The sequence below is a fragment of the Vibrio sp. 10N.261.55.C5 genome (assembly GCF_041470505.1).
In the GTDB taxonomy this organism is placed as follows: Bacteria; Pseudomonadota; Gammaproteobacteria; order Enterobacterales; family Vibrionaceae; genus Vibrio; species Vibrio crassostreae_C.
Genome location: NZ_JBFRMS010000011.1, coordinates 223,828 through 246,378, shown reverse-complemented (window position 1 = coordinate 246,378; position 22,551 = coordinate 223,828). Strand labels below are relative to the sequence as shown.

The following is a 22,551-nucleotide window of genomic DNA, read 5'->3' as shown; positions in this document are numbered from 1 at the left end:
AGCTAGTATCGCATTAGTTATTCGCTGCTCTTACTGCCTTGGGCAACAGATAGCGCTTAACTGTAATGTGGTTGCGGGAGCCGGATTTGAACCGACGACCTTCGGGTTATGAGCCCGACGAGCTACCAAACTGCTCCATCCCGCGTCCGGATGCATTGTTTAAGACAATGAGGCTTAAATTGGAGCGATACATCGGGTTCGAACCGATGACCTCAACCTTGGCAAGGTTGCGCTCTACCAACTGAGCTAGTATCGCATTAGTTAATCGCTGCTCTTACTGCCTTGGACAACAGATAGCGCTTAACTGTAATGTGGTTGCGGGAGCCGGATTTGAACCGACGACCTTCGGGTTATGAGCCCGACGAGCTACCAAACTGCTCCATCCCGCGTCCGGATGCATTGTTTAAGACAATGAGACTTTTCTCTAACCGAGAAGTATTTGGAGCGATACATCGGGTTCGAACCGATGACCTCAACCTTGGCAAGGTTGCGCTCTACCAACTGAGCTAGTATCGCATTATAAAAGGTCTTTCACCTTTCGATTACCGCTTTCGCCGTAACCTACAAATTGGAGCGATACATCGGGTTCGAACCGATGACCTCAACCTTGGCAAGGTTGCGCTCTACCAACTGAGCTAGTATCGCAATCTGAAAACGTCTTTCGCCGTTCAGGGCTGCGAATTATAAGAGCATTTTTTTGTGATGCAAGTCCTTAATGCAAAATTACGAAACTTTTTACTCAACTGCTGTAAAAGCACACAGATTTGCAAAAAAAACGGCTCTTATGTCCCTGAAAAGTTAGATAAACGTGATCATTTTATTCGACTAGATGTTAATAATCGTTTTTCGGTAGTACTGCAGCTCGGCGATCGACTCTCGAATATCGTCTAACGCAAGGTGACTTCCCGACTTAGAAAAACCATCTAACACTTCAGGTTTCCAACGACGAGTCAGCTCTTTCAGAGTGCTTACGTCAACATAGCGGTAGTGGAAGTACTCTTCTAACTCTGGCATGTGCTTGTATAGGAAACGGCGGTCTTGACCAATGCTGTTGCCACAAATTGGTGACTTACCTTTTGGTACCCATTTTTCAAGAAACTCAATCGTTTGTTGGATGGCATCTTGCTCTGAAACCGTGCTTTCTTGAATTCGCTTCACGAGGCCGCTGCCAGTGTGAGTCGTTGTGCACCACTCATCCATCTTGTCCAATTCACTCTGAGGTTGGTGAATAGCCAAAACAGGTCCTTCAGCCAGGATGTTAAGCTCACTATCAGTAACGATAGTAGCAATTTCAATGATTTTATGAGTTTCAGGATCAAGTCCTGTCATCTCTAGATCAACCCAAATAAGGTTCTGATCGCTAAAGGACATAAGGCGTCGCCTATTTGTTTATGTGTAAAAGAGGTACTATACCCAAATAACTATACTCAAACTAGCTTTAGGACCATCGAAATCACGTGGTACCAGCAACATCCTGTTTGAGTCCCCAATCATCAAGTTAGATGTGTTAAGTGAAAAATTGTGGCTAAAAAAAAGAAGTTAACCAAAGGTCAAGTACGTCGTGTACGTAGCAACCAGAACAAGCGACTCAAGAAAGAAGATTCTATCCAATGGGATGAGAACATGCTTGGCGGAACCAAAAGCGGACTCGTGATTACGCGCTTTGGCCAACATGCTGATATCGAAGATCTTGAAACTAACGAAGTTCATCGTTGTAACTTACGCCGTAGTATCGAGACTTTAGTTTCTGGTGACCGAGTGACTTGGCGCGCAGGCTTAGAATCAATGGCCGGTATTTCTGGCGTTGTGGAAGCGGTTGAGCCGAGAACTTCAATGCTGACTCGCCCTGATTACTACGATGGCCTAAAGCCAGTAGCTGCGAACGTCGACCAAATGGTTATCGTATCGGCTGTGCTACCAGAGCTATCACTTAATATTATCGACCGTTACCTAATTGCTTCAGAAACGGTAAACATCGCGCCGCTTGTTGTACTGAACAAGGTCGATCTACTGACTGATGAGCAGATTGCTGAATACCGTGAAACACTTAAAGAGTACGAGAAGATCGGCTATAAAGTGATGTTCGTGAGTAAAGAGTCTGGCTACGGCATCAAAGAGCTGGAAGCTGAACTCAAAGACCGTATCAACATCTTTGTTGGTCAATCGGGTGTGGGTAAATCAAGCCTAGTGAATGCATTAATGCCTACGCTAGACATTGAAGAAGGCGAAGTCTCTGAGAACTCAGGTCTTGGTCAGCACACAACCACGGCAGCTCGTTTATACCACTTCCCTTCTGGTGGTGATCTGATTGATTCACCAGGAGTGCGTGAATTCGGCCTATGGCACCTAGAGGCCGACGAAATCACTGAAGCCTTTATCGAGTTCAAGCCTTACCTTGGCGGTTGTAAGTTCCGTGACTGTAAACACATTGATGACCCAGGCTGCATCCTGCGCGAAGCGGTAGAAAACGGAAAGATCAGTCGATTACGTTTCGACAACTACCACCGCATCATTGAAAGCATGGCGAGTAACAAAGATAACCGTCAGTATTCACGCAACAAAAAAGCCGATCTCTAATCGCGTTTTTGTGAACAAATGTGTGCATTTACTGACAATTGGCGCGAATTTAAGTAACATCTCGCGCCCTAAACCGTCATCGACAGATTTAATTGAAAAACAATTAGCATTGGAAAATTAATACAATGGATAAGATTAAAGTTGGATTGCAGTACTGGATTCCACAACATGGATTAACTCGCCTAGTCGGCAAACTTGCGTCTGCTAAAGCGGGCGGCTTAACGACAGCGATCATCAACTGGTTCATCAAGCAATACAAAGTGAACATGGATGAAGCTCTGCATAGCGATCCAAAACACTTTAAAACATTCAATGAATTCTTCGTGCGTGAATTGAAAGAAGGCATGCGCCCTATCGCCGAAGGTGAATCTGTTATTGTTCACCCTGCAGATGCACGTGTGAGCCAATTTGGCCCAATTACTGACGGTCAACTGATTCAAGCGAAAGGCCATAACTACTCAGCTCGCGAGCTATTGGGTGGTGATGCTGCGCTAGCGGATGAATTTAAAGACGGTGAATTCGCAACGCTTTACCTGTCTCCAAGTGATTACCACCGCGTGCACATGCCATGCGACGGCACACTGCGCCAGATGATCTACGTTCCAGGTGACCTTTTCTCAGTTAACCCGTTAACGGCAGAAAACGTTCCAAACCTATTCGCACGTAATGAGCGTGTCGTTTGTATCTTCGATACGGAATTTGGCCCAATGGCACAAGTGCTGGTTGGCGCAACGATCGTAGGTAGCATCGAGCAAGTATGGGCAGGTACCATCACCCCACCTCGTGGTAACTCGGTTTACAAATGGGATTACCCTGCACAAGGTGACAAAGCAATCATCTTGAAGAAAGGCGAAGAGATGGGCCGCTTTAAGCTTGGTTCAACCGTTATCAACCTGTTCGCTAAAGATGCGATCAAGTTTGACGACACTATGCAAAATGGCGAGAAAACGGTTCTTGGTACACCTTTCGCGCACATTGCTGGCAAAGAAGCGCAAGCAAATGACGATGTTGTTACCGATTCTGCTGAGAACACTGACCAAGCTTAACAATTTGAGTTAACTCATTTAAGCTTTCAAGGCGCGTTACTTTTTCTATTTCAGAGAAGAACGCGCCTTTTTCTTAACTCTACCGATTCATTTGCTACTCAAGCTCTAACAACTCAATCTTTCAAACCCTGCCCAGCCACCTGCTGCTTCTCACTCTTGTCTCTAATTGCCCAGATAAAAGATTGACCAAAAACAAAACAACTGTCGAAACCTTAAACAACTTTTTGATTTTCCAACCCGTCTCCAAGTACCAGAAATCCAGATAACTTACTCTATTTGAAGATATTTTATTTATAGGGTCTTTGTACATGCCTAAACTCAATGTTGGCGTTCTGGTCAAGCTGTTGATTTGTTTTGCGATTCCCTTAGGCGTGTTATTCATGCCGATAGATTCAATACCAATCGATGATCTCACGCTGATTCAACACCGCCTGTTGGCGATATTCTTATTAGCAGCCCTGCTGTGGGTGCTTGAACCTGTTCCGGTATTCGCCACTTCCATTTTGATCATTGCGCTTGAACTGGTGATGATATCTGACAAAGGTTTACACCTATTTAGAAATCCACCAGCGGGGCACGACCTCGGTGAGTTAATCAAATATACCGACATCTTCGGTGCATTTTCGTCACCGATCATCATCCTTTTCATGGGTGGTTTTGCTCTTGCGATATCCGCATCCAAGTATGAACTCGATAACAACCTAGCTCGAGTGCTACTTAAACCATTTGGTACAGAACCGCGCTTCATTATGCTCGGCTTAATGCTGATCACCGCCGTGTTCTCAATGTTCATGTCAAATACCGCAACGACGGTAATGATGCTTGCGCTGCTCGGCCCTATCGTGGCATCTGCACCAAAAGGCGATATGGGTATCAAAGCGCTCGTGTTGTGTATTCCAATTGCTGCCAATACTGGCGGTATCGCAACCCCAATCGGTACACCGCCCAATGCCATCGCGCTGCAATACCTAACGGGTGAAAATACCATCGACTTCCTCAGCTGGATGATGATGGGCTTACCCTTTGTGATCATCCAACTCACCATCGCTTGGTTTCTTCTACAAAAACTCTTCCCTTCTAAAGAAAGAAACATGGTGCTCAAGCTTGATGGACAATTTAGAAAGAGCTGGCGAGCGATTGTGGTTTACATCACCTTCGCTGCGACAATCTTATTGTGGATGACCACCAAACTGCACGGCATGAACACCTATGTCGTGTCTATCATTCCACTGGCTGTGTTTACGCTCACTGGCATCATGGGCAAAGAAGAACTCAAGCTGATTAACTGGGATGTGTTGTGGCTGGTCGCAGGTGGTATTGCGATTGGTATTGGCTTAGATAAAACAGGCTTAGCCGCTGCACTCGCACACGCAATTGACTATGAATCGCTGTCTCCTGCAGCTGTGGTACTGACATTGTCTATCGTGTGTTGGTTAATGGCGAACTTCATGTCAAACACTGCGACGGCCAACTTGCTGATGCCGATAGCCGCTGCAATTGGTGCTTCCATGGAAAGCCTAGTTGCGATTGGTGGTCTGCAAGGCTTGCTGGTTGTGGTCGCCTTCTCTGCGTCACTTGGCATGATTCTGCCAGTATCGACACCACCAAACTCACTGGCCTACTCGACCGGGCTTATCGAAAGCAAAGACATGGCGAAGATGGGCATCATCTTAGGTATTGTCGGCTTGCTGATGGTTTACCTCGCCCTGTTTATCATCACCTAGTAAGCGTTAACGCTCCCCTTTAATCCTAACTAAAGCGCTGAATGTAAATTTGGCGCTTTTTTCGATCTATACCACTCCACCTCAAGCAATTAACTGACATTTCAATCAATAGGTAACTGTGATATTACTTCACTGTTTTACAAAAAGCAGAGTAAATATATTTAGAATTTATGATTTTAAACACAGTCATTCAACTTAAGACAGCGGCACTATACGCCAATCAAAGACACATCAATTCATTATTAAGTACGTCAACGTAGTTAGGTTTTGTCTAATCAGAGAGGAATGGACCTTGAGACATACTATTAAGTTTAAAATTCAGATCGCCATTGCGATCATTATCGCCGTCGTGAGTGGTACCCAAGCTTGGATATCAGTTACCCAGCTCACTCAAGAGACTGAAGTCGCGATCAACCAAGAAATGAAAAATGTCAGTGCTGGCACGACGAATTATATTGCCGATTGGCTCTCGACTCGCAGCGATATGATGCTTGCTAATGAACCGACCATTTCAAGCAACAGTAACTCTGACCGCGAGTTGCTAATCACCAAACAAGCTGGACAATTCTTGTCTGTTTATGCCGGATTCAGCGACGGCACTATCGCGTATGGCGACAAAGGTGAAGATTGGCCAGCAGGCTACGACCCACGCGCCCGCCCTTGGTATAAAGATGCCAACGCAACATCAGACCTCGTCATTACTGAACCTTATCAAGACTTTGACGGCAGCATTGTCATCAGCTTTGCAAAAGCATTCAACGGTGAAAGACAAGGTGTCCTCGCGGCAGACCTAACTGTAACCAGCATTATCGACACCGTACTCAACGTGAAACTGGATAACGATGGCTTTGCGTTTTTAGTTGACGGTAACAACAACATCGTTGCCTACAGTGATGAAGAGCTAAGTCAGAAACCACTGACCAGTTTGAATCCGGAACTAACAGCCAACAAAGTGTCACAACTGATCCAAGGCCAAATGATCACTACGCTAACTTGGCCTGGCCAAGAGGATAAAATGGTCTACATTGCCAATGTCCCGAATACCGATTGGTCACTGGGTATTGTTATCGATAAGGAAATGGCGTTTTCCGCAGTATCTGACGCGATTCAGTTCATCGCTCTTACTTCTTTGATTTTGTATATCGTCATTTCGATTGCGAGCACAGTGGTGATCAACCGCCTGCTTTCCCCACTACAAACCTTGTCTGACGCACTGACTCAGCTGGCTCAAGGCAGAGGTGACCTCACTCAACGCATTGATATCACACGCATGGATGAGATCGGTAAGCTTGCCGAGCTCGTAAACCAATTCTTGAGTCAGATGCAAAGCATGCTGAAAGGCGTTATCGAGCACAGCCATGATTTAAATAATCACGCAGAAAAAGCCAACCAATTGGCCACTCAATCCTCCATTCGAGTGGAGAATCAACAAAACGATATCAACCAGATAGCGACCGCGATTCATGAGATGTCAGCCACGGCAGCAGAGGTGGCGAGTCATGCAGAATTAACCGCATCCGCTTCTCAAGCTTCGGCGACCGCGTGTAACGATGGCCAAGAGGTTATTCAACAAAACCGCGACGCTATCACTAGCCTTGCGAGCCAAGTGGAAGACGCTGCCAATGTTATCCGAGAGCTGGAAAACAACGCGCAAAGCATCAACCAGATCCTGTCCACCATTCAAGGCATTGCCGAACAAACCAATCTATTGGCATTAAATGCTGCAATTGAAGCGGCTCGTGCAGGTGAACAAGGTCGTGGGTTTGCGGTTGTCGCCGATGAAGTGCGAGTGCTTAGCCAAAGAACGCATGGCTCGACCGAAGAAATCCGCGTGATGATTGATACGTTACAGAAGAATACCGAACATGCCGTTGAAAGCATGACCACCAGCACCCAACTGGCAGAGAACAGCGTTGGCTTCGCAGAGCAAGCTCATGGCAGCCTCTCTAAAATCACCCAAGCGATCACTGAAATCAACGATATGGCGCTGCAAATAGCGAGTGCTGCAGAAGAGCAACGCGCAGTAAGCGAAGACATCAGTCGTAATACGCAAGGAATCAAGGATGCCTCCGACGATCTTGCACAACAAGCTGAAAGCAGCCGCAATAGCTCAAATGAAATGAGTAACGCTGCCGAGTCGATGCGCCGAGATGTGGAGCGCTTTAAGGTATAACTCATCTCAAGCAACATAAGTTAAACCTCACCACCAAGCGGCAGGTGACGTAAACCGATAACTGAAACAAAGTGACTCTTTTCACAAGAATCACTTTGTTCTCAGTCCGGTTTAATGCATATTGATGAGCTAATTTATCCCAGACACAAGGATGTTATTCAGATGGGATTCGAATGGTTGGCTCTTGCTGCCGCTTTTCTTTGGGCTATCGCGAGCCTGATGTCAGTAAAGCCTGCTCAACACTTAGGTTCTTTCGCCTATAGCCGTTGGCGCATGGGTTGCACTGCTATCATCTTATCGAGCATGGCTTGGTTTACTGGTGGCTGGTCAACGGTCGAAGCAGACCTAGTCACGCCGATGATGCTGTCTGGGCTAATTGGCATCTTCATTGGTGATACCGCCCTATTTGCTTGTTTGAACAGAATGGGACCGCGCCAAGCAGGTTTGCTGTTCTCTTGTCACGCCGTGTTCTCGGCAATTCTTGGTTACTTCCTATTTAGCGAAAGCATGACTTCGGTGGAGCTGATTGGCTCGGCTTTGGTGTTCAGTGGCGTTTTAACCGCGATATTCTTTGGTCGTCGAGGACAAGCCAACAACCAACTCGAAACCATCAAGGGCACCGTGTGGATTGGTGTAGCTCTCGGAATCACTGCCGCTATTTGCCAAGCCTTGGGCGGTATTATTGCAAAACCCGTGATGCAAACCAGCATAGACCCTGTTGCCGCTTCAGCGATTCGTATGATTACCGCTTTTGTTGCTCACTCCGCATTTCGTCTAACTGGCGCTAAGCTCTCACGCGCAATTAACCCGATGAATGGTCAAATATTCGCGATTACCGCAGTGAACGGCTTTCTTGCTATGGCGGTGGGAATGACGCTGATTTTGTATGCACTGCAAGAAGGAAATGTCGGCATGGTTGCTCTGTTGTCTTCAACCACACCTATCATGTTGTTACCAATACTTTGGCTGTACACCAAACAGAGACCAAATGCCTACGCTTGGATCGGTGCCATTGTTGCCGTAGTGGGTACTGGTATTCTAGTCAGCTAGCTAGTGAAGTTAATTGGCAGCTGATTGGAAACTGAGAGTGAATAGCTAATGACTATTCACTCTCAGTAAAAACAAAAGCAAAAAGTTAAGAACGTGGGAAAGGAAAAGCCGTCACGTCATCGATGTGGTCATAACCTAACGCCAGCATGATCAGACGATCAATACCTAAAGCAACACCCGCACAGTCTGGTAAGCCCGCTTTTAATGCCTCAATCAAGTGATGGTCAATCGGTTGAGGCGATAAACCCATCTCAATACGTTTGGCATTGTCATCTTCAAAGCGCTTGAGCTGCTCTTGTGGTTTATCTAGCTCATGGAAGCCGTTTGCTAACTCGATGCCTTTGAAATACACCTCAAAGCGATCCGCCACTCGCGAATCCTCAGGATTAATCTTAGCCAATGCCGCTTGTGAAGCCGGAAAGTCATAAACAAACGCAGGGACTTGTTGGCCTATTTTGGCTTCAACCCCAATACTAAACAGCAACTGCAGCAAGGTGTCACGGTCTTGTTCTGGATCTGCAATGTCGCTGAGCCCAAGTTTTGCTGCGGCTTGCTTTAGCGTAGCCATCGAATCTTCCAGTGGACACACACCTAACACGTCAATAAAGGCTTGTTGGTAAGTCATTCGCTCTGCTGAGCCCGATTTAAGTACCTGCTGTAACAGCAAATCCATTTCATCCATCAGGTCATGGTGATCAAAGCCAACGCGATACCACTCCAACATGGTGAACTCAGGGTTGTGGTAACGGCCATTTTCTTCGTTACGGAAAGACTTACAAATTTGGTAAATACAGCCACTGCCCGCCGCTAATAGACGTTTCATATGAAACTCAGGGCTAGTCATAAAGAACAGAGGCTGACCGTGCGCATAACCCGGCCCTACGAATTCAGTTTTGAAAGTATGCAAATGCACGTCCGTCACCGTGGCGTGGCTCATCGCAGGCGTATCCACTTCCATCACGTTTCGCTCAGCAAAGAACTGACGAATTTGATTAAGGATATCAGCACGTTGCTTTAACTGTTTAATGGTTGCGGCCGGTTGCCATGTAGAGTGCATTATTGAGTTCCATATTACTGAATTCTAGGCGACGAAAATTACCACCTTTCATCGCTTTTGTAAGCTTCTATCTTTCTATTCGTGAAAGCAAAATGTTGTTTTAATGAAGCCAGAAAATTACGTTCTACAATACAATTATCAATACAGATTTCACATCAACATTGATAACAAAAATCATACTCAACAAGCCGTTAACACCCGTCCTGTGGGTTAATCGTTATCAACGATTCATTGCCGTGATTGCAGTCACATAACCTATAATTTCTATGCCTCCATATGCATTACCGACCTAAAAACCCAAATGCATCAACTTTTCGAATACCTTCCTCTCTTACACTGAACCTACCACTTAAGGCTTAGGGGTGCTAAATGGTTCCTACAATTTAGAACCTCCTAAATAGGCTTTTTATAATAACAAGCGGAATACTCCGCATCACACTGGAGAATAACTGTGAAGACAATTACCACAGATATCGCAGTCATCGGCGCAGGCGGCGCTGGTCTTCGTACAGCTATTGCTGCGGCTGAAGCTAATCCTGAACTGGAAGTAGCACTGATTTCTAAAGTTTACCCAATGCGTTCGCACACGGTAGCGGCAGAAGGCGGTTCAGCAGCGGTAATTAAAGACGAAGATAGCCTAGATAACCACTTCAACGATACTGTTGGCGGTGGCGACTGGCTATGTGAACAGGATGTTGTTGAATACTTTGTTGAAAACTCGACTCGCGAAATGATCCAAATGGAACAATGGGGCTGCCCATGGAGTCGTAAAGAAAACGGTGAAGTAAACGTACGCCGATTCGGCGGTATGAAAGTAGAGAGAACGTGGTTCGCAGCGGATAAAACCGGCTTCCACATGCTTCATACTCTGTTCCAGACTTCGATGAAGTACGACACAATCAAACGATTTGATGAGTACTTTGTGGTGGACCTTCTCGTAGAAAACCAGAGCGGCGTTGAAGATGGCGAAGTACAAGGCCTAATCGCGATTCACATGTCTGAAGGTGAACTTGTTACGATCAAAGCGAAATCTGTTGTGTTAGCAACCGGTGGCGCAGGTCGTGTTTACCACTGCAATACCAACGGCGGCATCGTAACGGGCGACGGTATGGCAATGGCTTATCGCCACGGTGTGCCACTGCGTGATATGGAGTTCGTTCAATACCACCCAACAGGCCTACCGGGCACTGGCATCTTGATGACCGAAGGTTGTCGTGGTGAAGGCGGTATCATCGTCAACAAGAACGGCTACCGTTACCTGCAAGATTACGGCATGGGCCCTGAAACTCCAGTGGGCGAGCCGAAAAACAAATACATGGAACTGGGTCCACGTGACAAAGTTTCTCAAGCATTCTGGCACGAGCAGCAGAAAGGCAACACCATCAAGCACCCACTTGGTGATGTCGTGCACCTTGACCTTCGCCACCTTGGTGAAGAGTACCTGCAAGAGCGTCTACCGTTCATCTGTGAGCTTGCAAAAGCGTACGTAAACGTAGACCCAGCAAAAGAGCCAATCCCAATTCGCCCGACCGTTCACTACACCATGGGTGGTATTGAGACTAACGGTACCTGTGAAACTCGTATTAAAGGCCTATTCGCCGTTGGTGAATGTGCTTCAGTTGGCCTACACGGTGCAAACCGCCTAGGTTCTAACTCACTGGCTGAGTTCGTAGTATTTGGCCGCGTTGCTGGTGAAGAAGCGGTGAAACGCGCTGCTGAATTCAAAGGCTGGAACGAAGAGTCTATCGCTAAGCAAGTGAAAGCGGTTGAAGAGCGCATCGCAGGTCTACTAAACCAAGAAGGCGACGAGAACTGGGCTGACATCCGTACTGAAATGGGTCACACCATGGAAGCGGGTTGTGGTATCTACCGTCAAGAAGACTTGATGCAAAAGACCATCGACAAAATCACTGAACTGAAAGCTCGCTACAAGAAGATCAGCATTAAAGACAAAGGCAAAGTATTCAACACTGACCTACTTTACGCTATCGAAGTGGGTTACGGTCTTGAAGTTGCAGAAGCGATGGTTCACTCAGCGATCCTTCGTAAAGAGTCTCGCGGTGCACACCAACGTCTAGACGACAACTGCACAGAACGTGATGACGTAAACTTCCTGAAACACTCTCTATCTTTCTACAACGAAGATGCAGCACCAACCATCGACTACAGCGGCGTTAAGATCACCAAATCTCAACCTAAAGCTCGTCTGTACGGTGAAGCTGCAGAGAAAGCCGCTGCCGCTGAAAAAGCAGCAGAAGAGAATGCTAAGAAGAGCGAAGAGGAGCAAGCATAATGTCAGCGAATCGAATCCAAAAAATTGAAATCCTGCGTTATGACCCTGAGCACGATGCAGAACCTCACTTTCAAACCTTTGAAGTTCCGTTTGATGAAACCATGTCAGTACTTGATGCGATTGGTTACATCAAAGATAACCTAGATAAAGACCTGTCTTACCGTTGGTCTTGTCGTATGGCGATTTGTGGTTCTTGCGGCATCATGGTTGATGGCGTGCCAAAACTGGCATGTAAGAGCTTCTTACGTGATTACCCGAATGGCTTCAAGATTGAGCCTTTGGCTAACTTCCCAATCGAAAAAGATTTGATTGTCGACATGACGCCGTTCATCGAGCGCCTTGAAGCGATCAAGCCTTACATCATTGGTAACGACCGTAAGCCAGAAGACGGCACGAACATCCAAACTCCAGAGCAAATGGCGAAATACAAGCAGTTCGCTGGCTGCATCAACTGTGGTTTGTGTTACGCAGCATGTCCTCAGTTTGGTCTAAACCCTGAGTTCATCGGCCCTGCGGCACTTGCTCTTGCTCACCGCTACAACCTAGATAGCCGTGACAATGGTAAAGCCGAACGTATGAAGCTTATCAATGGCGACAATGGCGCTTGGGGCTGTACGTTTGTAGGTTACTGTTCTGACGTATGTCCGAAGAAAGTAGACCCAGCAGCGGCAGTAAACCAAGGCAAAGTTGAGTCTTCAATGGACTTCGTTATCTCGATGTTCAAGCCAGACGGATCGCAAGTAAAAACAGCAGAGGAGGCATAATATGAGCAATCGTAAGCCTTATGTTCGTGAGATGAAGAGAACGTGGTGGAGCAACCATCCGTTCTACCGCTTCTACATGCTACGTGAAGCGACTGTACTGCCTTTGATTCTATTCACTCTGTTCCTAACCTTCGGTTTGGGTGCACTAGTGAAAGGCCCTGAAGCTTGGGCTGGTTGGTTGAGCTTTATGGCTAACCCTATCGTTGTTGGTATCAACATCGTGGCACTGCTAGGCAGCTTACTGCACGCTCAGACCTTCTTCAGCATGATGCCTCAAGTAATGCCAATCCGTCTTAAAGGCAAATTGGTTGATAAAAAAATCATCGTACTGACCCAGTGGGCAGCGGTGGCTTTTATTTCTTTAATCGTTCTTGTTGTGGTGTAAGGAGCTTTCGTTATGAACACAAATTACAAAGTAAAACCTGTTAACCACAACCCACAACGCTCTGATGAGCCAATCTGGTGGGGTCTATTCGGCGCTGGTGGTACTTGGTTCGCGATGATCACACCAATCACGGTTCTAGTGTTAGGTATCTTAGTGCCAATGGGCATCATCGATGCGGACGCAATGAGCTACGAGCGTGTGTCTGAATTTGCCACCAGCATTATCGGTGCGCTATTCATCATCGGTACGCTAGCACTGCCAATGTGGCACGCAATGCACCGCCTTCACCACGGCATGCACGACCTTAAGTTCCATGTCGGTGTTGCGGGTAAAGTTGGCTGCTACTTCGTTGCAGGCCTAATCAGCGCATTGTCTGTTATCTTCATTTTTATGATTTAACAGTTAAATAGAAAACGCCTAGGTTTGACCCTAGGCGTTTATTCTATGCTAGATGATAAGTCTATATGCGTTACGGCTATTCAAACCCCACAAATCGCATCACACCTGAGGTTATCTCCGCTTCTCCCTCTGCCGGCGCAGGGTTGCTCCAGGTTGGATCGCTCCAGAAGGATTTAGTCGTAATATACTCTCCATCTTGATCAACCTTATTCCAGGTGTCTTTGGCTCCTATAAATTCCTCTTCGGTTATGGTTAAGGTCACCTCACCATTCAAAATCACCCAATCGAACCCGAACAATCCCTCATCATCGTCAAAGTAGCCAGTACCGTTACTATGGAACACAACCTCTTCTTCAACTACAGCCATGACGGTGCCATTTATCTCCCAAAGATCGATGAGCTCCCAACGAGAACTTTCACTGCCATTACCTGTGAAATCAGACTCTATAAACTGAGCACCACCAACGGTACAGTTGGCGACTGCGCTGTCATAGTCCGAACGAGTGCCAAAGTCAGAGGGTTGGTCCGTAAAATCATCCCACGGTGAATCACCATCCTCACAGACCGTTACTGTTCCCTCGTAGGTAACATTTGTAAGCACCTCCTCGGAACCATCCCTAGAGATACTTAATTCGTCATCAGTTTGTGATACAAGTACCCATTGCTCGGTTGAGGTATTTTCATAAGTTACCACCATGGTATTAGCTGAAGTTTGCATCCAACTGTTCCCATAGGTCTCAGTGCCGTCATTGCCGATGTAACTCATACTGCCATCAGCATGGAAGAAGAAGTTGTTACTATCGTACTCCCTCAATACCAAGTTAGTCGGGTCAAACTGCAGAGCGTTTCTATCTTGTTGCACCACGGTATCTGCCCATATCCAACTTTCAGTCACACCGCCTAACGTTTCTTCCTCGAAGAACTTAATTGACCAAGTTTGCTCCATTGACTCTAATAACGCCCAGTAAGTCGTGAAGCTCTCCGATTCATCAGAATAGCTAACCTTAATAAAGCCATCTTCTATGGCCCAGTCATCGATATAGTCACCACCCTCACTCTTCAATACATGTACAGTACCATCAGCATTGAACAAGTAATCACGAGTATCTCCATTGCCTTTAACGCGTTGGAAGTTTAGACCCTCGACCATCTCACTGGTAATGTGAGTTCGACCGCCACAATCCGTGATCGCCGTTTCATAGTCACTCATACTCGGGATAGGTTGCCCCTCAACAGGTTCTGCATCACCGATGTAGCACTCTTCAAGCACAATCGGACGATCTTGTTGAATAATAGTATCCATCCAGATATAGCTACTTGATTGACCGTCCACAACTTCGTTCTCATAGAACTTGATTGACCACGTATCATCCAACGAATCTAACAGTGCCCAGTAAGTCGTGAAGCTCTCCGATTCATCAGAATAGCTGATCTTAACCAAGCCATCTTCTATGACCCAATCGTCAGTATAGTTACCGCCCTCTCCCTTCAATACATGCACTGTGCCATCAGCATTGAACAAGTAGTCACGAGTATTTCCATTGCCTTTAACGCGTTGGAAGTTTAGACCCTCGACCATTTCGCTGGTAATGTGAGTTCGACCGCCACAATCCGTAATCGCAAGCTCATAGTCAGCCATGATTGGGCTTGACTGATCATCGCTATCACCCAAGTAGCAGGTAAATAGGTAATCGCTCAACACTACACCATCTTCTATAGACTGTGCGGCAATACCATTGAAAGCGTACATAGTATCGTCCGACGGTTCAGCACTTGGCGCCTCAATCTCACCTACCGTAAGTTCACCATTGTACATGCTAAAGATCATGGTAGGCGTATCCCCCTCTCCCATGTAGGGCATAGCCTCAACTGGTACGGTAAATTCGACGATATCTTCACCGTGTAATGTGTAACGTAAGTAATCCGCAGTAGCGACGCGACTTGCCGTTCCTGCGTCCCAATCAAAGAAGTAATAATGCGCCGTGCCATCACTCACTAACTCGATATCAAAGTCTAGATAGAGGCCAACAGAGGTAGTAAGATCTGTGGAAACCGACTCACCGACCGACTGCGACACAATAATGTCGTCCAGACTTGTAATAGAGCTACCATCCGTATCATAACCGACGTCAGAGAACCTCACGTACGGACTACCACCCTCCCATAGGAAGTACTGGTTTACGGCTGGAGAGAAGGTAAACATTACCGCTTGTGAGCCTTCAGCGAACCTCGCCTCTTCCATGAAGTCGAACCACTCAAAGTAGACTTCATACAATGCCATACCCGATAGGTTTACCACTTCTGATTCTACTGAATAATAGAAACTGGAATTGTCTTCTGGATAGGCAATAAGTTGCTCTCCAGAGAAGTCTATCGTATAACCTACCGGAGTTTGCCAGCCGTTTTCAGTGAGCTGTACGTCCCCCTCAGCTTCAAGTGGTAGCTGGATAAAGGATTGATCACCACGGTACTGTATGAGTTCTGTAAGGGTTAACGTATCACCGCCATAACTCAAGGTTTCTTTAAACAGAATATCTACGAACGATAGTTCGCTCCAATCGCTGAAGAATCCGTAAAGAGTCCCCTCTTGCTCCGCAAACTCTTGGGCGGTAATAGTCCACTTATTTGGGTCGGTTGGATAAAGGTCTTCACCGTCATAAACGCCGTCTTCATCTGAATCAGCATTATTCGGATCTAAACCTTCGGTTGCATTCTCATGGTTATCGCCTAAACCATCACTATCAGAATCCGCCCACTCTAATGAGTCATAAGGGAAGGCATCGCTATTGTCGCCAACATAGTCACCATCACTATCATCCCATTCATTTGGATCATTAGGGAAAGCATCCTCGTAGTCTTTAAAGCCATCGTCGTCGCTATCTTGATTTAAAAACTCTGCAAGATAATCTTGCGCAGCTGTCTCGTCTAAGAAGAACACTCCTAGACTGTTATGCCAACTAAACGCTTCCTCCGTTAGATCCATGCTCCAAGTGTCTATGCCCCTGCGATAGTAAGCATTGTGCCAAGGCCAAGGATTCTCAACATCCGGGACCATAAGCACCATATCAACGTCATTCACTCCGGTGAACGAACCAGGAACCACACCACTATCACCAAGATCCAGTGTAACCAGTGTTGGAATACCAGTATCAGTGAACAGATAGTCTTGTGTTACGACGTGCCATTGAATTGGCCCATTGTCATCGTATTGGAAACTGCTTGTAGGTAACAGCGTAGCGTATCGGCTCAGGCCTGGAATGATTTGGTCATCAATAAGCTCCAACTCTGTGCCAGCAACACGGGCATCCTCTACCTGTTGTGGTAGATCCACAACAGCTTGTGTTCCCCACTCATCAAATGAGGTAGCAACCCAAAGGCCATTAGATTGTTTCTGGTAAACGCGATAGGCCTGTCCGACGTTATCTGTGTCAGTCGTAAATGAATAATCCGCTAATGGGTAGTGCTGCCACTCTATGTGTTTATTTTTTTCCACATCACTGACAGAACGAGACACGGCATTCCATTCTTGGAACAAGGTATTGATTGGATCACTATCGACAATGAGTAGTGTGTTCGTTTCCTCGTTTAGAACCGAACGCTCTCCACTTTCAAGAACATCACCATTGATTAGCACCTCTTTGCGGTAATAGTTCCAGTACGAGGTGAGCTCGTCCCACTTACCATCGTTAAAGTTAAAATCGGCGTATTCATGGAACTCACCATCCTCCGGATTCGCCCATACTGGTGTCGAATATTCGTAGACATAGCTGCCATCAAGATGACTTGTAAAGCGAAGTTCAACGTTGATATTGCCGTCTGCATCCCAATCCTGCTTAGACTCCACGAAACTCTGCACGTAATCCTGCGTTACAGTGGTTAAAGTCTGAGCCCATTGAGCTTGATGGGTTTGAACATCGTCGATATCAAAGCCATTTACCGTGTATTCGGTTAACGTTTCGACCGCTTGAACGCCCTCTGCGACGTCCTCAAATTCCACTGATACACTATGTATTGTATCTATTTGAGATAAGTCATTTGGGTGAACTCTAGATGTTAAGGCTACGCCTTGTTCATAGACACGACCATTACCGCCGAAACCGCCCTCAAGAGATGCATCACCCTCATCGATATAGCGCCAATACGTCTCGCTTGTTTCGGTTCTAGTACCAATTTCAAGAGACATGCCTTCGTAACGTGCAGTACCATCGAGGTTATAGTCGTACGCAAAGGTCTGGATACGAGTAAAGTCATCATTTAACAGGTGATCGACACTTTGTGTCGTGCCATATACCACGTCATCAGCAGTAATATATTGAGTAGTTATGGTGGTAACAATCTCTCCGCTATTCAGTGTCTCAACCATTTCTTCGACCTCAATATCCAGTGTAATGATATCGCGATCTGTTATGTTTAAAACTGCTACATCAGTTGCACTAACATTGGCCACAACATCAGCAATTGACTTATTTCCATCCTCTGGATGAACATCGGCATTATTACCAACGCCATCACCGTCCACATCGACCCATTCGGTCGCATCGGTTGGGAATTCATCAACATCATTGTTGTAACTGTCGTTATCCGTATCGTTTGGATACGGGTCATCCTCGTTATCGCCTAAGCCATCATCATCCGTATCTGCCCATTCGGTCGCATCGGTTGGGAATTCATCGGCATTATTACCAACGCCATCACCGTCCGTATCTAAGGACTCGTTGGGATCCGATGGGAATTTATCGGCATTATTACCAACACCATCACCGTCCGTATCTGCCCATTCGGTTGGGTCATTATCAAATACATCTTGATTGTCACCATAGCCATCAGAGTCATTATCAGCCCACTCAGTTGGATCTTGTGGGAAGACATCATCAATACTGTCTACCCCATCCGAGTCATGGTCACCAGCACGAGAACGATCCGTTGGAAACGCATCATTGGCATCAGGGTAGATGTCATCTTCTCCGTCCACCGTATCATCATTTAGGTCGGCATTATTGCCGATCTCATCACCATCGGAGTCCAGACTTTCATCGGGATCATTCGGAAAGTCATCTAAGTCATTGGGGACGCCGTCATCATCTGTGTCATTAGAAAAATCGACACCCTCTGTCGCACCACCAACATTATCAAATGTCTTATCGCTATCACCTGCAACTTCTTCAATTTTCTTTTTGATTTCATTATTCACAGATGCAGTCACAGAGAGAAACTTAGTCCCTTTATCTTCACTTTCAGCAACTTCTTGCAACTCTTGAGGAGATGAAGGCAAAACATTTGAATCAACCAAGTTTTCAGCGGCATAAGCGGCAGCCTCAACACCTGACTCAACAAAATCACCTAAGATTTCATCTTCATCTAAGCCTAGCTGATCAGCGACTTGCTGAATGGCAGCTTGCTTTGCTGCTTCAACCGCAGCAGCATCGTCAGAATCTGTAGTGTTTTGCTCGATCAATACGTGAACTAGCGTACTCAAAGGGGTGACATATTTTTCACCTGGAGGGGCTGACATAATATAGTCGTCAGACACCGTAACATCAGGTTCATCTTCATCAATCGTCTGCCCGGAGATCGCTTGCACAACGACAGGGTACTGTTCAGGGTTGTCGACATCGGTGACGTCTAAATCTGCAACTCCGCCATCACCAGAAATAGCATTAGGCTCACCGTCGTCTAAGACGTAGTTACCGTTAAGGTCTAACCAAATTCGAGCATGACGTAAATAACCATCAATTGCAGTCACACTGTATTTAGTCGTTTCAGCTGGGGAGCTGGGAGTCGAGGGAGTCTCACTCGGAGTCGTGGTTGACACGGTTGTATCATCGTCATCACATCCTGAAAGCCCGACGATACTAACCAAACCAAGAGCCAACGTAATTGCATTAAGTCTCATATTAATATCCACATAGTTGCTTAATAACATCGCGTATAAAGCTAGTAGACTCTACTCATTCTAACAATATTGTAATCAGCTTCCCTTTCCACCACACATATTCACAAAATCAATATTAAACAGTCACATATTGAATTGAGCGATTTTTGTTGCGATATATAAACGCCAACAACACCTTGTAAATCTATAAGTTAGATAAAATTTTTGATTTTCATCCAGAATACAACCAAAATATGACACTAGTCACACAATGTAGCCTTGTAACCAAGGTGAATCGCATCTGGCTTACTCACTCTTGATTTTCCAGCTCTTCGTATCTCGCATCCCGCATCTCGTTTACGCGTGTCTGCTCTTCTGCTTTTCCCCGATCTCCAGATACAAAAAAGGCCGCCTAAGCGACCTTTTTCAGATACTTGAAGTCAATTACTTCACACGACCAACGTATTCGCCAGTACGAGTATCAACTTTAACAACTTCACCGATTGCGATGAATAGAGGTACGCGAACTACCGCGCCTGTTGCTAGAGTTGCAGGCTTACCGCCAGTACCTTGTGTGTCGCCTTTAAGGCCAGGATCGGTTTCTGTTACTGCGATCTCAACAAAGTTTGGTGGAGTTACTGTGATAGGGTTATCATTCCACAACGTTAGAGTACATACGTCGTTTTCAACTAACCATTTAGAAGTCTCGCCTACTGCTTTTGCATCAGCAGCGATTTGCTCGAATGTTTCGTTGTTCATGAAGTGGTAGAATTCGCCATCGCTGTATAGGTAGCCTAGTTCAACGTCTACAACGTCCGCTAGTTCTACTGTATCGCCTGACTTAAATGTTTTCTCTAACACTTTGCCTGACAGCAGTTTACGAAGTTTAACACGGTTAAACGCTTGGCCTTTACCTGGCTTAACGTATTCATTTTCGATAATTGAGCAAGGCTCGTTATCCATCATGAATTTTAAACCGCCTTTGAATTCATTGGTGCTTACTGACGCCATGATTTTCTCTTCCACATCTTTGAGTTAATTTCAATGCCGCATATCATAACCCGAAAAGTCGAATCTGTTGAGCAAAACTGGCTCAAACAACTATCGAATGCGATCTCTGACCCGACAAAACTGCTTGAGGCATTGGAAATAGACCCAACACCATGGCAAGCAGGCTTCGCTGCTCGTGAGTTATTTGCACTTCGGGTACCTCTTAGCTTTGTCGAACGAATGGAAAAAGGCAACCCACACGATCCATTGCTACGACAAATTTTACCGCTAAGCGAAGAGTTTGAGGTACACCAAGGCTATTCCGCTGATCCACTGGAAGAGCAAGACAACGCCATTCCTGGGCTACTGCACAAATACAAGAACCGTGCACTGATGATTGTGAAAGGCGGTTGTGCGATTAACTGCCGCTACTGCTTTCGTCGTCACTTCCCTTACCAAGATAACAAGGGCTCGAAGTCGGTTTGGCAAACCAGTCTCGACTATGTGGCGGCTCACCCAGAGATCAACGAAGTTATCTTGTCGGGTGGCGATCCACTGATGGCAAAAGACAGCGAACTAGAGTGGCTAATTCATGCTATCGCACAAATTCCACATGTGAAAACAGTTCGAATTCATAGCCGATTACCGGTTGTGATTCCCGCTCGAGTAACGGATGAACTATGCCAATTGTTAGCTCAAACTCGCCTTAATGTGGTGATGGTGAGTCATATTAACCATGCCAACGAAATTAACTTAGAGCTCAAACAAGCTTTCCACAAGCTTAAGTTAAGTGGTGCGACTCTGCTCAACCAAGGCGTGATGCTTAAAGGCGTAAACAACAGCGCTAACTCATTGAAAGAATTAAGCGAAAAGCTATTCGACGCCGGTATTTTACCTTACTATATGCATGTACTTGATAAGGTTCAGGGCGCAGCGCACTTCTATATTTCAGATGAAGAGGCGAAGCATCACTTTAAAGGATTAATCTCTGAGGTTTCTGGCTACCTAGTACCTAAGTTAACCCGTGAAATTGGCGGACGCAGCAGCAAGACACCGCTCGACCTACATATTGAATAAAGAAGTCGTATCAATGAATCCCAATGCCTTAAACGCTCGCTCACAATCACAGACTCAACAGAAAGGCTTCACCATTATCGAACTGGTTGTGGTGATCGTGATTCTAGGCATTGTGTCGGTCACTGCAGCTTCTAAGTTCCTCAACCTGCAAACTGATGCGCGCATCTCGACATTAAATGGCCTTAAGGGCGGAATGGAGGGCGCAAGTGCTATGCTTTATGGTAAGACATCAGCATTGGGCTTAGATAAAGCAGCTAGCGCATCGATTAATGTTGAGGGTGACAATATCTCAGTGGTCTATGGTTATCCTGCAGCGATGAACGATCAAACTTGGTCACAGCTCATCGAATCAACCTTTCTAGATGCTGTTTGGGATACGGGTCGAGCTGACTGGTTCTTTACCAACACAGATGCAAATGATGGCATTATTCTTTATGCGCCTTCTAGCCGAAAAAAACAGGCTGATAACTGCTACCTTGAGTACCAAGAAGCGACAGAGACCACGACACCAGCCTTCACCTTAACAACAAGCGGCTGCTAGGTTTTAAGTAATCTTTATCAATCGTTAAGACAAAAAGTTTTTGTTCGATCGTCCGGTCTATTATTAGCATACTCGGCTCTATTCTAAATTTTTAGGAGGGGTGATATGTCACAATTTATAGAACAAACTCTCAACCTTGCCCCCTTTAGCTGGGCAGGCCTCGCTGCATGCATGCTGTGTGGTTCTTTAATCGGAATCGAAAGGCAAACACGCGGTAAACCCGTCGGAATCCGAACGTCGATTCTGATCATCAGTGGTACCTATTTCTTCCTCACCATGGCGATCAGCCTATCACCCAACACACTCGATCAAGCTCGTGTGCTTGGTCAGATAATTACGGGTGTTGGATTTCTTGGGGCTGGTGTAATGATGACACTGGATGGCAAGATTCATGGCGTGACTTCAGCCGCAATTATCTGGGTACTCGCAGCATTAGGTATGATGATCGCACTAGGGCATCTTTCCCAATCAGTCATCATCACTCTAATGGCACTTGTGATACTGCTTGGTGTCGATAAAGTGGAAAACAGCTTCCAGAGCCTGCGTCGTGGTGTGCATCAGAAGTGGATGAGAAAAGGCCGCGTGAAGAAGTAACCTCAACCT

General features: G+C 46.1%; 16 protein-coding genes and 5 tRNA genes. 12 read left to right on the top strand and 9 right to left on the bottom strand.

Annotation, left to right across the window (positions count from 1 at the left end):
• Nucleotides 1–68 precede the first annotated feature (68 nt).
• From AB4263_RS04725 to orn, 6 genes are all read right to left on the bottom strand, one after another.
• Nucleotides 69–145 (bottom strand) — tRNA-Met (locus tag AB4263_RS04725).
• Between the two features lie 35 nt (nt 146–180).
• A tRNA-Gly gene (locus AB4263_RS04720) sits at nt 181–256 on the bottom strand.
• Nucleotides 257–312: 56 nt separating this feature from the next.
• Nucleotides 313–389, bottom strand: a tRNA-Met gene (locus AB4263_RS04715).
• 51 nt (nt 390–440) lie between these two features.
• Nucleotides 441–516 (bottom strand) — tRNA-Gly (locus tag AB4263_RS04710).
• Between the two features lie 53 nt (nt 517–569).
• Nucleotides 570–645: transfer RNA gene (locus tag AB4263_RS04705), tRNA-Gly, on the bottom strand.
• 180 nt (nt 646–825) lie between these two features.
• Complete coding sequence (gene orn, locus AB4263_RS04700; protein WP_010434065.1) at nt 826–1,371, bottom strand: oligoribonuclease; 546 nt, start codon at nt 1,369–1,371, stop codon at nt 826–828.
• A gap of 150 nt (nt 1,372–1,521) precedes the next feature.
• Here orn and rsgA point away from each other — a divergent pair, with 150 nt between their 5' ends.
• From rsgA to AB4263_RS04675, 5 genes are all read left to right on the top strand, one after another.
• The gene (gene rsgA, locus AB4263_RS04695) at nt 1,522–2,577 is read left to right on the top strand and encodes a small ribosomal subunit biogenesis GTPase RsgA (protein WP_017061306.1); all 1,056 of its coding nucleotides are present in this window, start codon (nt 1,522–1,524) and stop codon (nt 2,575–2,577) included.
• 125 nt (nt 2,578–2,702) lie between these two features.
• A complete protein-coding gene (gene asd, locus AB4263_RS04690; RefSeq protein ID WP_017063172.1) occupies nt 2,703–3,623 on the top strand; it encodes an archaetidylserine decarboxylase in 921 nt (306 codons plus the stop codon).
• Between the two features lie 308 nt (nt 3,624–3,931).
• On the top strand, nt 3,932–5,347 hold the full coding sequence (locus AB4263_RS04685; RefSeq protein WP_017061303.1) for a DASS family sodium-coupled anion symporter: 1,416 nt from the start codon (nt 3,932–3,934) through the stop codon (nt 5,345–5,347).
• Nucleotides 5,348–5,639: 292 nt separating this feature from the next.
• Nucleotides 5,640–7,520, top strand: a complete 1,881-nt coding sequence (locus AB4263_RS04680; protein WP_372097716.1) for a methyl-accepting chemotaxis protein — start codon at nt 5,640–5,642, stop codon at nt 7,518–7,520.
• 162 nt (nt 7,521–7,682) lie between these two features.
• Complete coding sequence (locus AB4263_RS04675; RefSeq protein ID WP_017071213.1) at nt 7,683–8,570, top strand: DMT family transporter; 888 nt, start codon at nt 7,683–7,685, stop codon at nt 8,568–8,570.
• Nucleotides 8,571–8,655: 85 nt separating this feature from the next.
• On the opposite strand, the gene epmA is transcribed toward AB4263_RS04675, so the two are convergent.
• On the bottom strand, nt 8,656–9,627 hold the full coding sequence (gene epmA, locus AB4263_RS04670) for an elongation factor P--(R)-beta-lysine ligase (protein ID WP_371725427.1): 972 nt from the start codon (nt 9,625–9,627) through the stop codon (nt 8,656–8,658).
• 451 nt (nt 9,628–10,078) lie between these two features.
• Between epmA and frdA the strand changes: the two genes are divergently transcribed.
• The 4 genes from frdA to frdD are packed head-to-tail and all read left to right on the top strand — an operon-like array spanning nt 10,079 to nt 13,468.
• Entirely contained in the window at nt 10,079–11,920 is a 1,842-nt protein-coding gene (frdA, locus tag AB4263_RS04665) for a fumarate reductase (quinol) flavoprotein subunit (RefSeq protein ID WP_017063169.1), read from the top strand.
• Nucleotides 11,920–12,684 carry a succinate dehydrogenase/fumarate reductase iron-sulfur subunit gene (locus AB4263_RS04660; protein ID WP_009847917.1) on the top strand — a complete coding sequence of 255 codons (765 nt, stop codon included), beginning with the start codon at nt 11,920–11,922 and terminating at the stop codon, nt 12,682–12,684. The genes frdA and AB4263_RS04660 overlap by 1 nt, the downstream gene beginning before the upstream one ends.
• Nucleotide 12,685: 1 nt before the next feature.
• The gene (frdC, locus tag AB4263_RS04655; protein ID WP_017061300.1) at nt 12,686–13,069 is read left to right on the top strand and encodes a fumarate reductase subunit FrdC; all 384 of its coding nucleotides are present in this window, start codon (nt 12,686–12,688) and stop codon (nt 13,067–13,069) included.
• 12 nt (nt 13,070–13,081) lie between these two features.
• The gene (gene frdD / locus AB4263_RS04650; RefSeq protein ID WP_017063167.1) at nt 13,082–13,468 is read left to right on the top strand and encodes a fumarate reductase subunit FrdD; all 387 of its coding nucleotides are present in this window, start codon (nt 13,082–13,084) and stop codon (nt 13,466–13,468) included.
• A gap of 76 nt (nt 13,469–13,544) precedes the next feature.
• Here the strand turns inward: frdD and AB4263_RS04645 are convergent, their stop codons facing one another.
• Entirely contained in the window at nt 13,545–19,361 is a 5,817-nt protein-coding gene (locus AB4263_RS04645; protein ID WP_372097713.1) for a hypothetical protein, read from the bottom strand.
• Between the two features lie 423 nt (nt 19,362–19,784).
• A complete protein-coding gene (efp, locus tag AB4263_RS04640) occupies nt 19,785–20,351 on the bottom strand; it encodes an elongation factor P (RefSeq protein WP_017067165.1) in 567 nt (188 codons plus the stop codon).
• A gap of 33 nt (nt 20,352–20,384) precedes the next feature.
• Here efp and epmB point away from each other — a divergent pair, with 33 nt between their 5' ends.
• The 3 genes from epmB (at nt 20,385) to AB4263_RS04625 (ending at nt 22,542) form a co-directional block, all read left to right on the top strand.
• The gene (epmB, locus tag AB4263_RS04635; RefSeq protein WP_136987099.1) at nt 20,385–21,407 is read left to right on the top strand and encodes an EF-P beta-lysylation protein EpmB; all 1,023 of its coding nucleotides are present in this window, start codon (nt 20,385–20,387) and stop codon (nt 21,405–21,407) included.
• Between the two features lie 13 nt (nt 21,408–21,420).
• Nucleotides 21,421–21,948 (top strand): prepilin-type N-terminal cleavage/methylation domain-containing protein, encoded by a 528-nt coding sequence (locus AB4263_RS04630; RefSeq protein WP_372097711.1) that lies wholly within the window; start codon nt 21,421–21,423, stop codon nt 21,946–21,948.
• A 105-nt stretch (nt 21,949–22,053) separates the two neighbouring features.
• Nucleotides 22,054–22,542 carry an MgtC/SapB family protein gene (locus AB4263_RS04625; protein ID WP_004733333.1) on the top strand — a complete coding sequence of 163 codons (489 nt, stop codon included), beginning with the start codon at nt 22,054–22,056 and terminating at the stop codon, nt 22,540–22,542.
• Nucleotides 22,543–22,551: the final 9 nt, after the last annotated feature.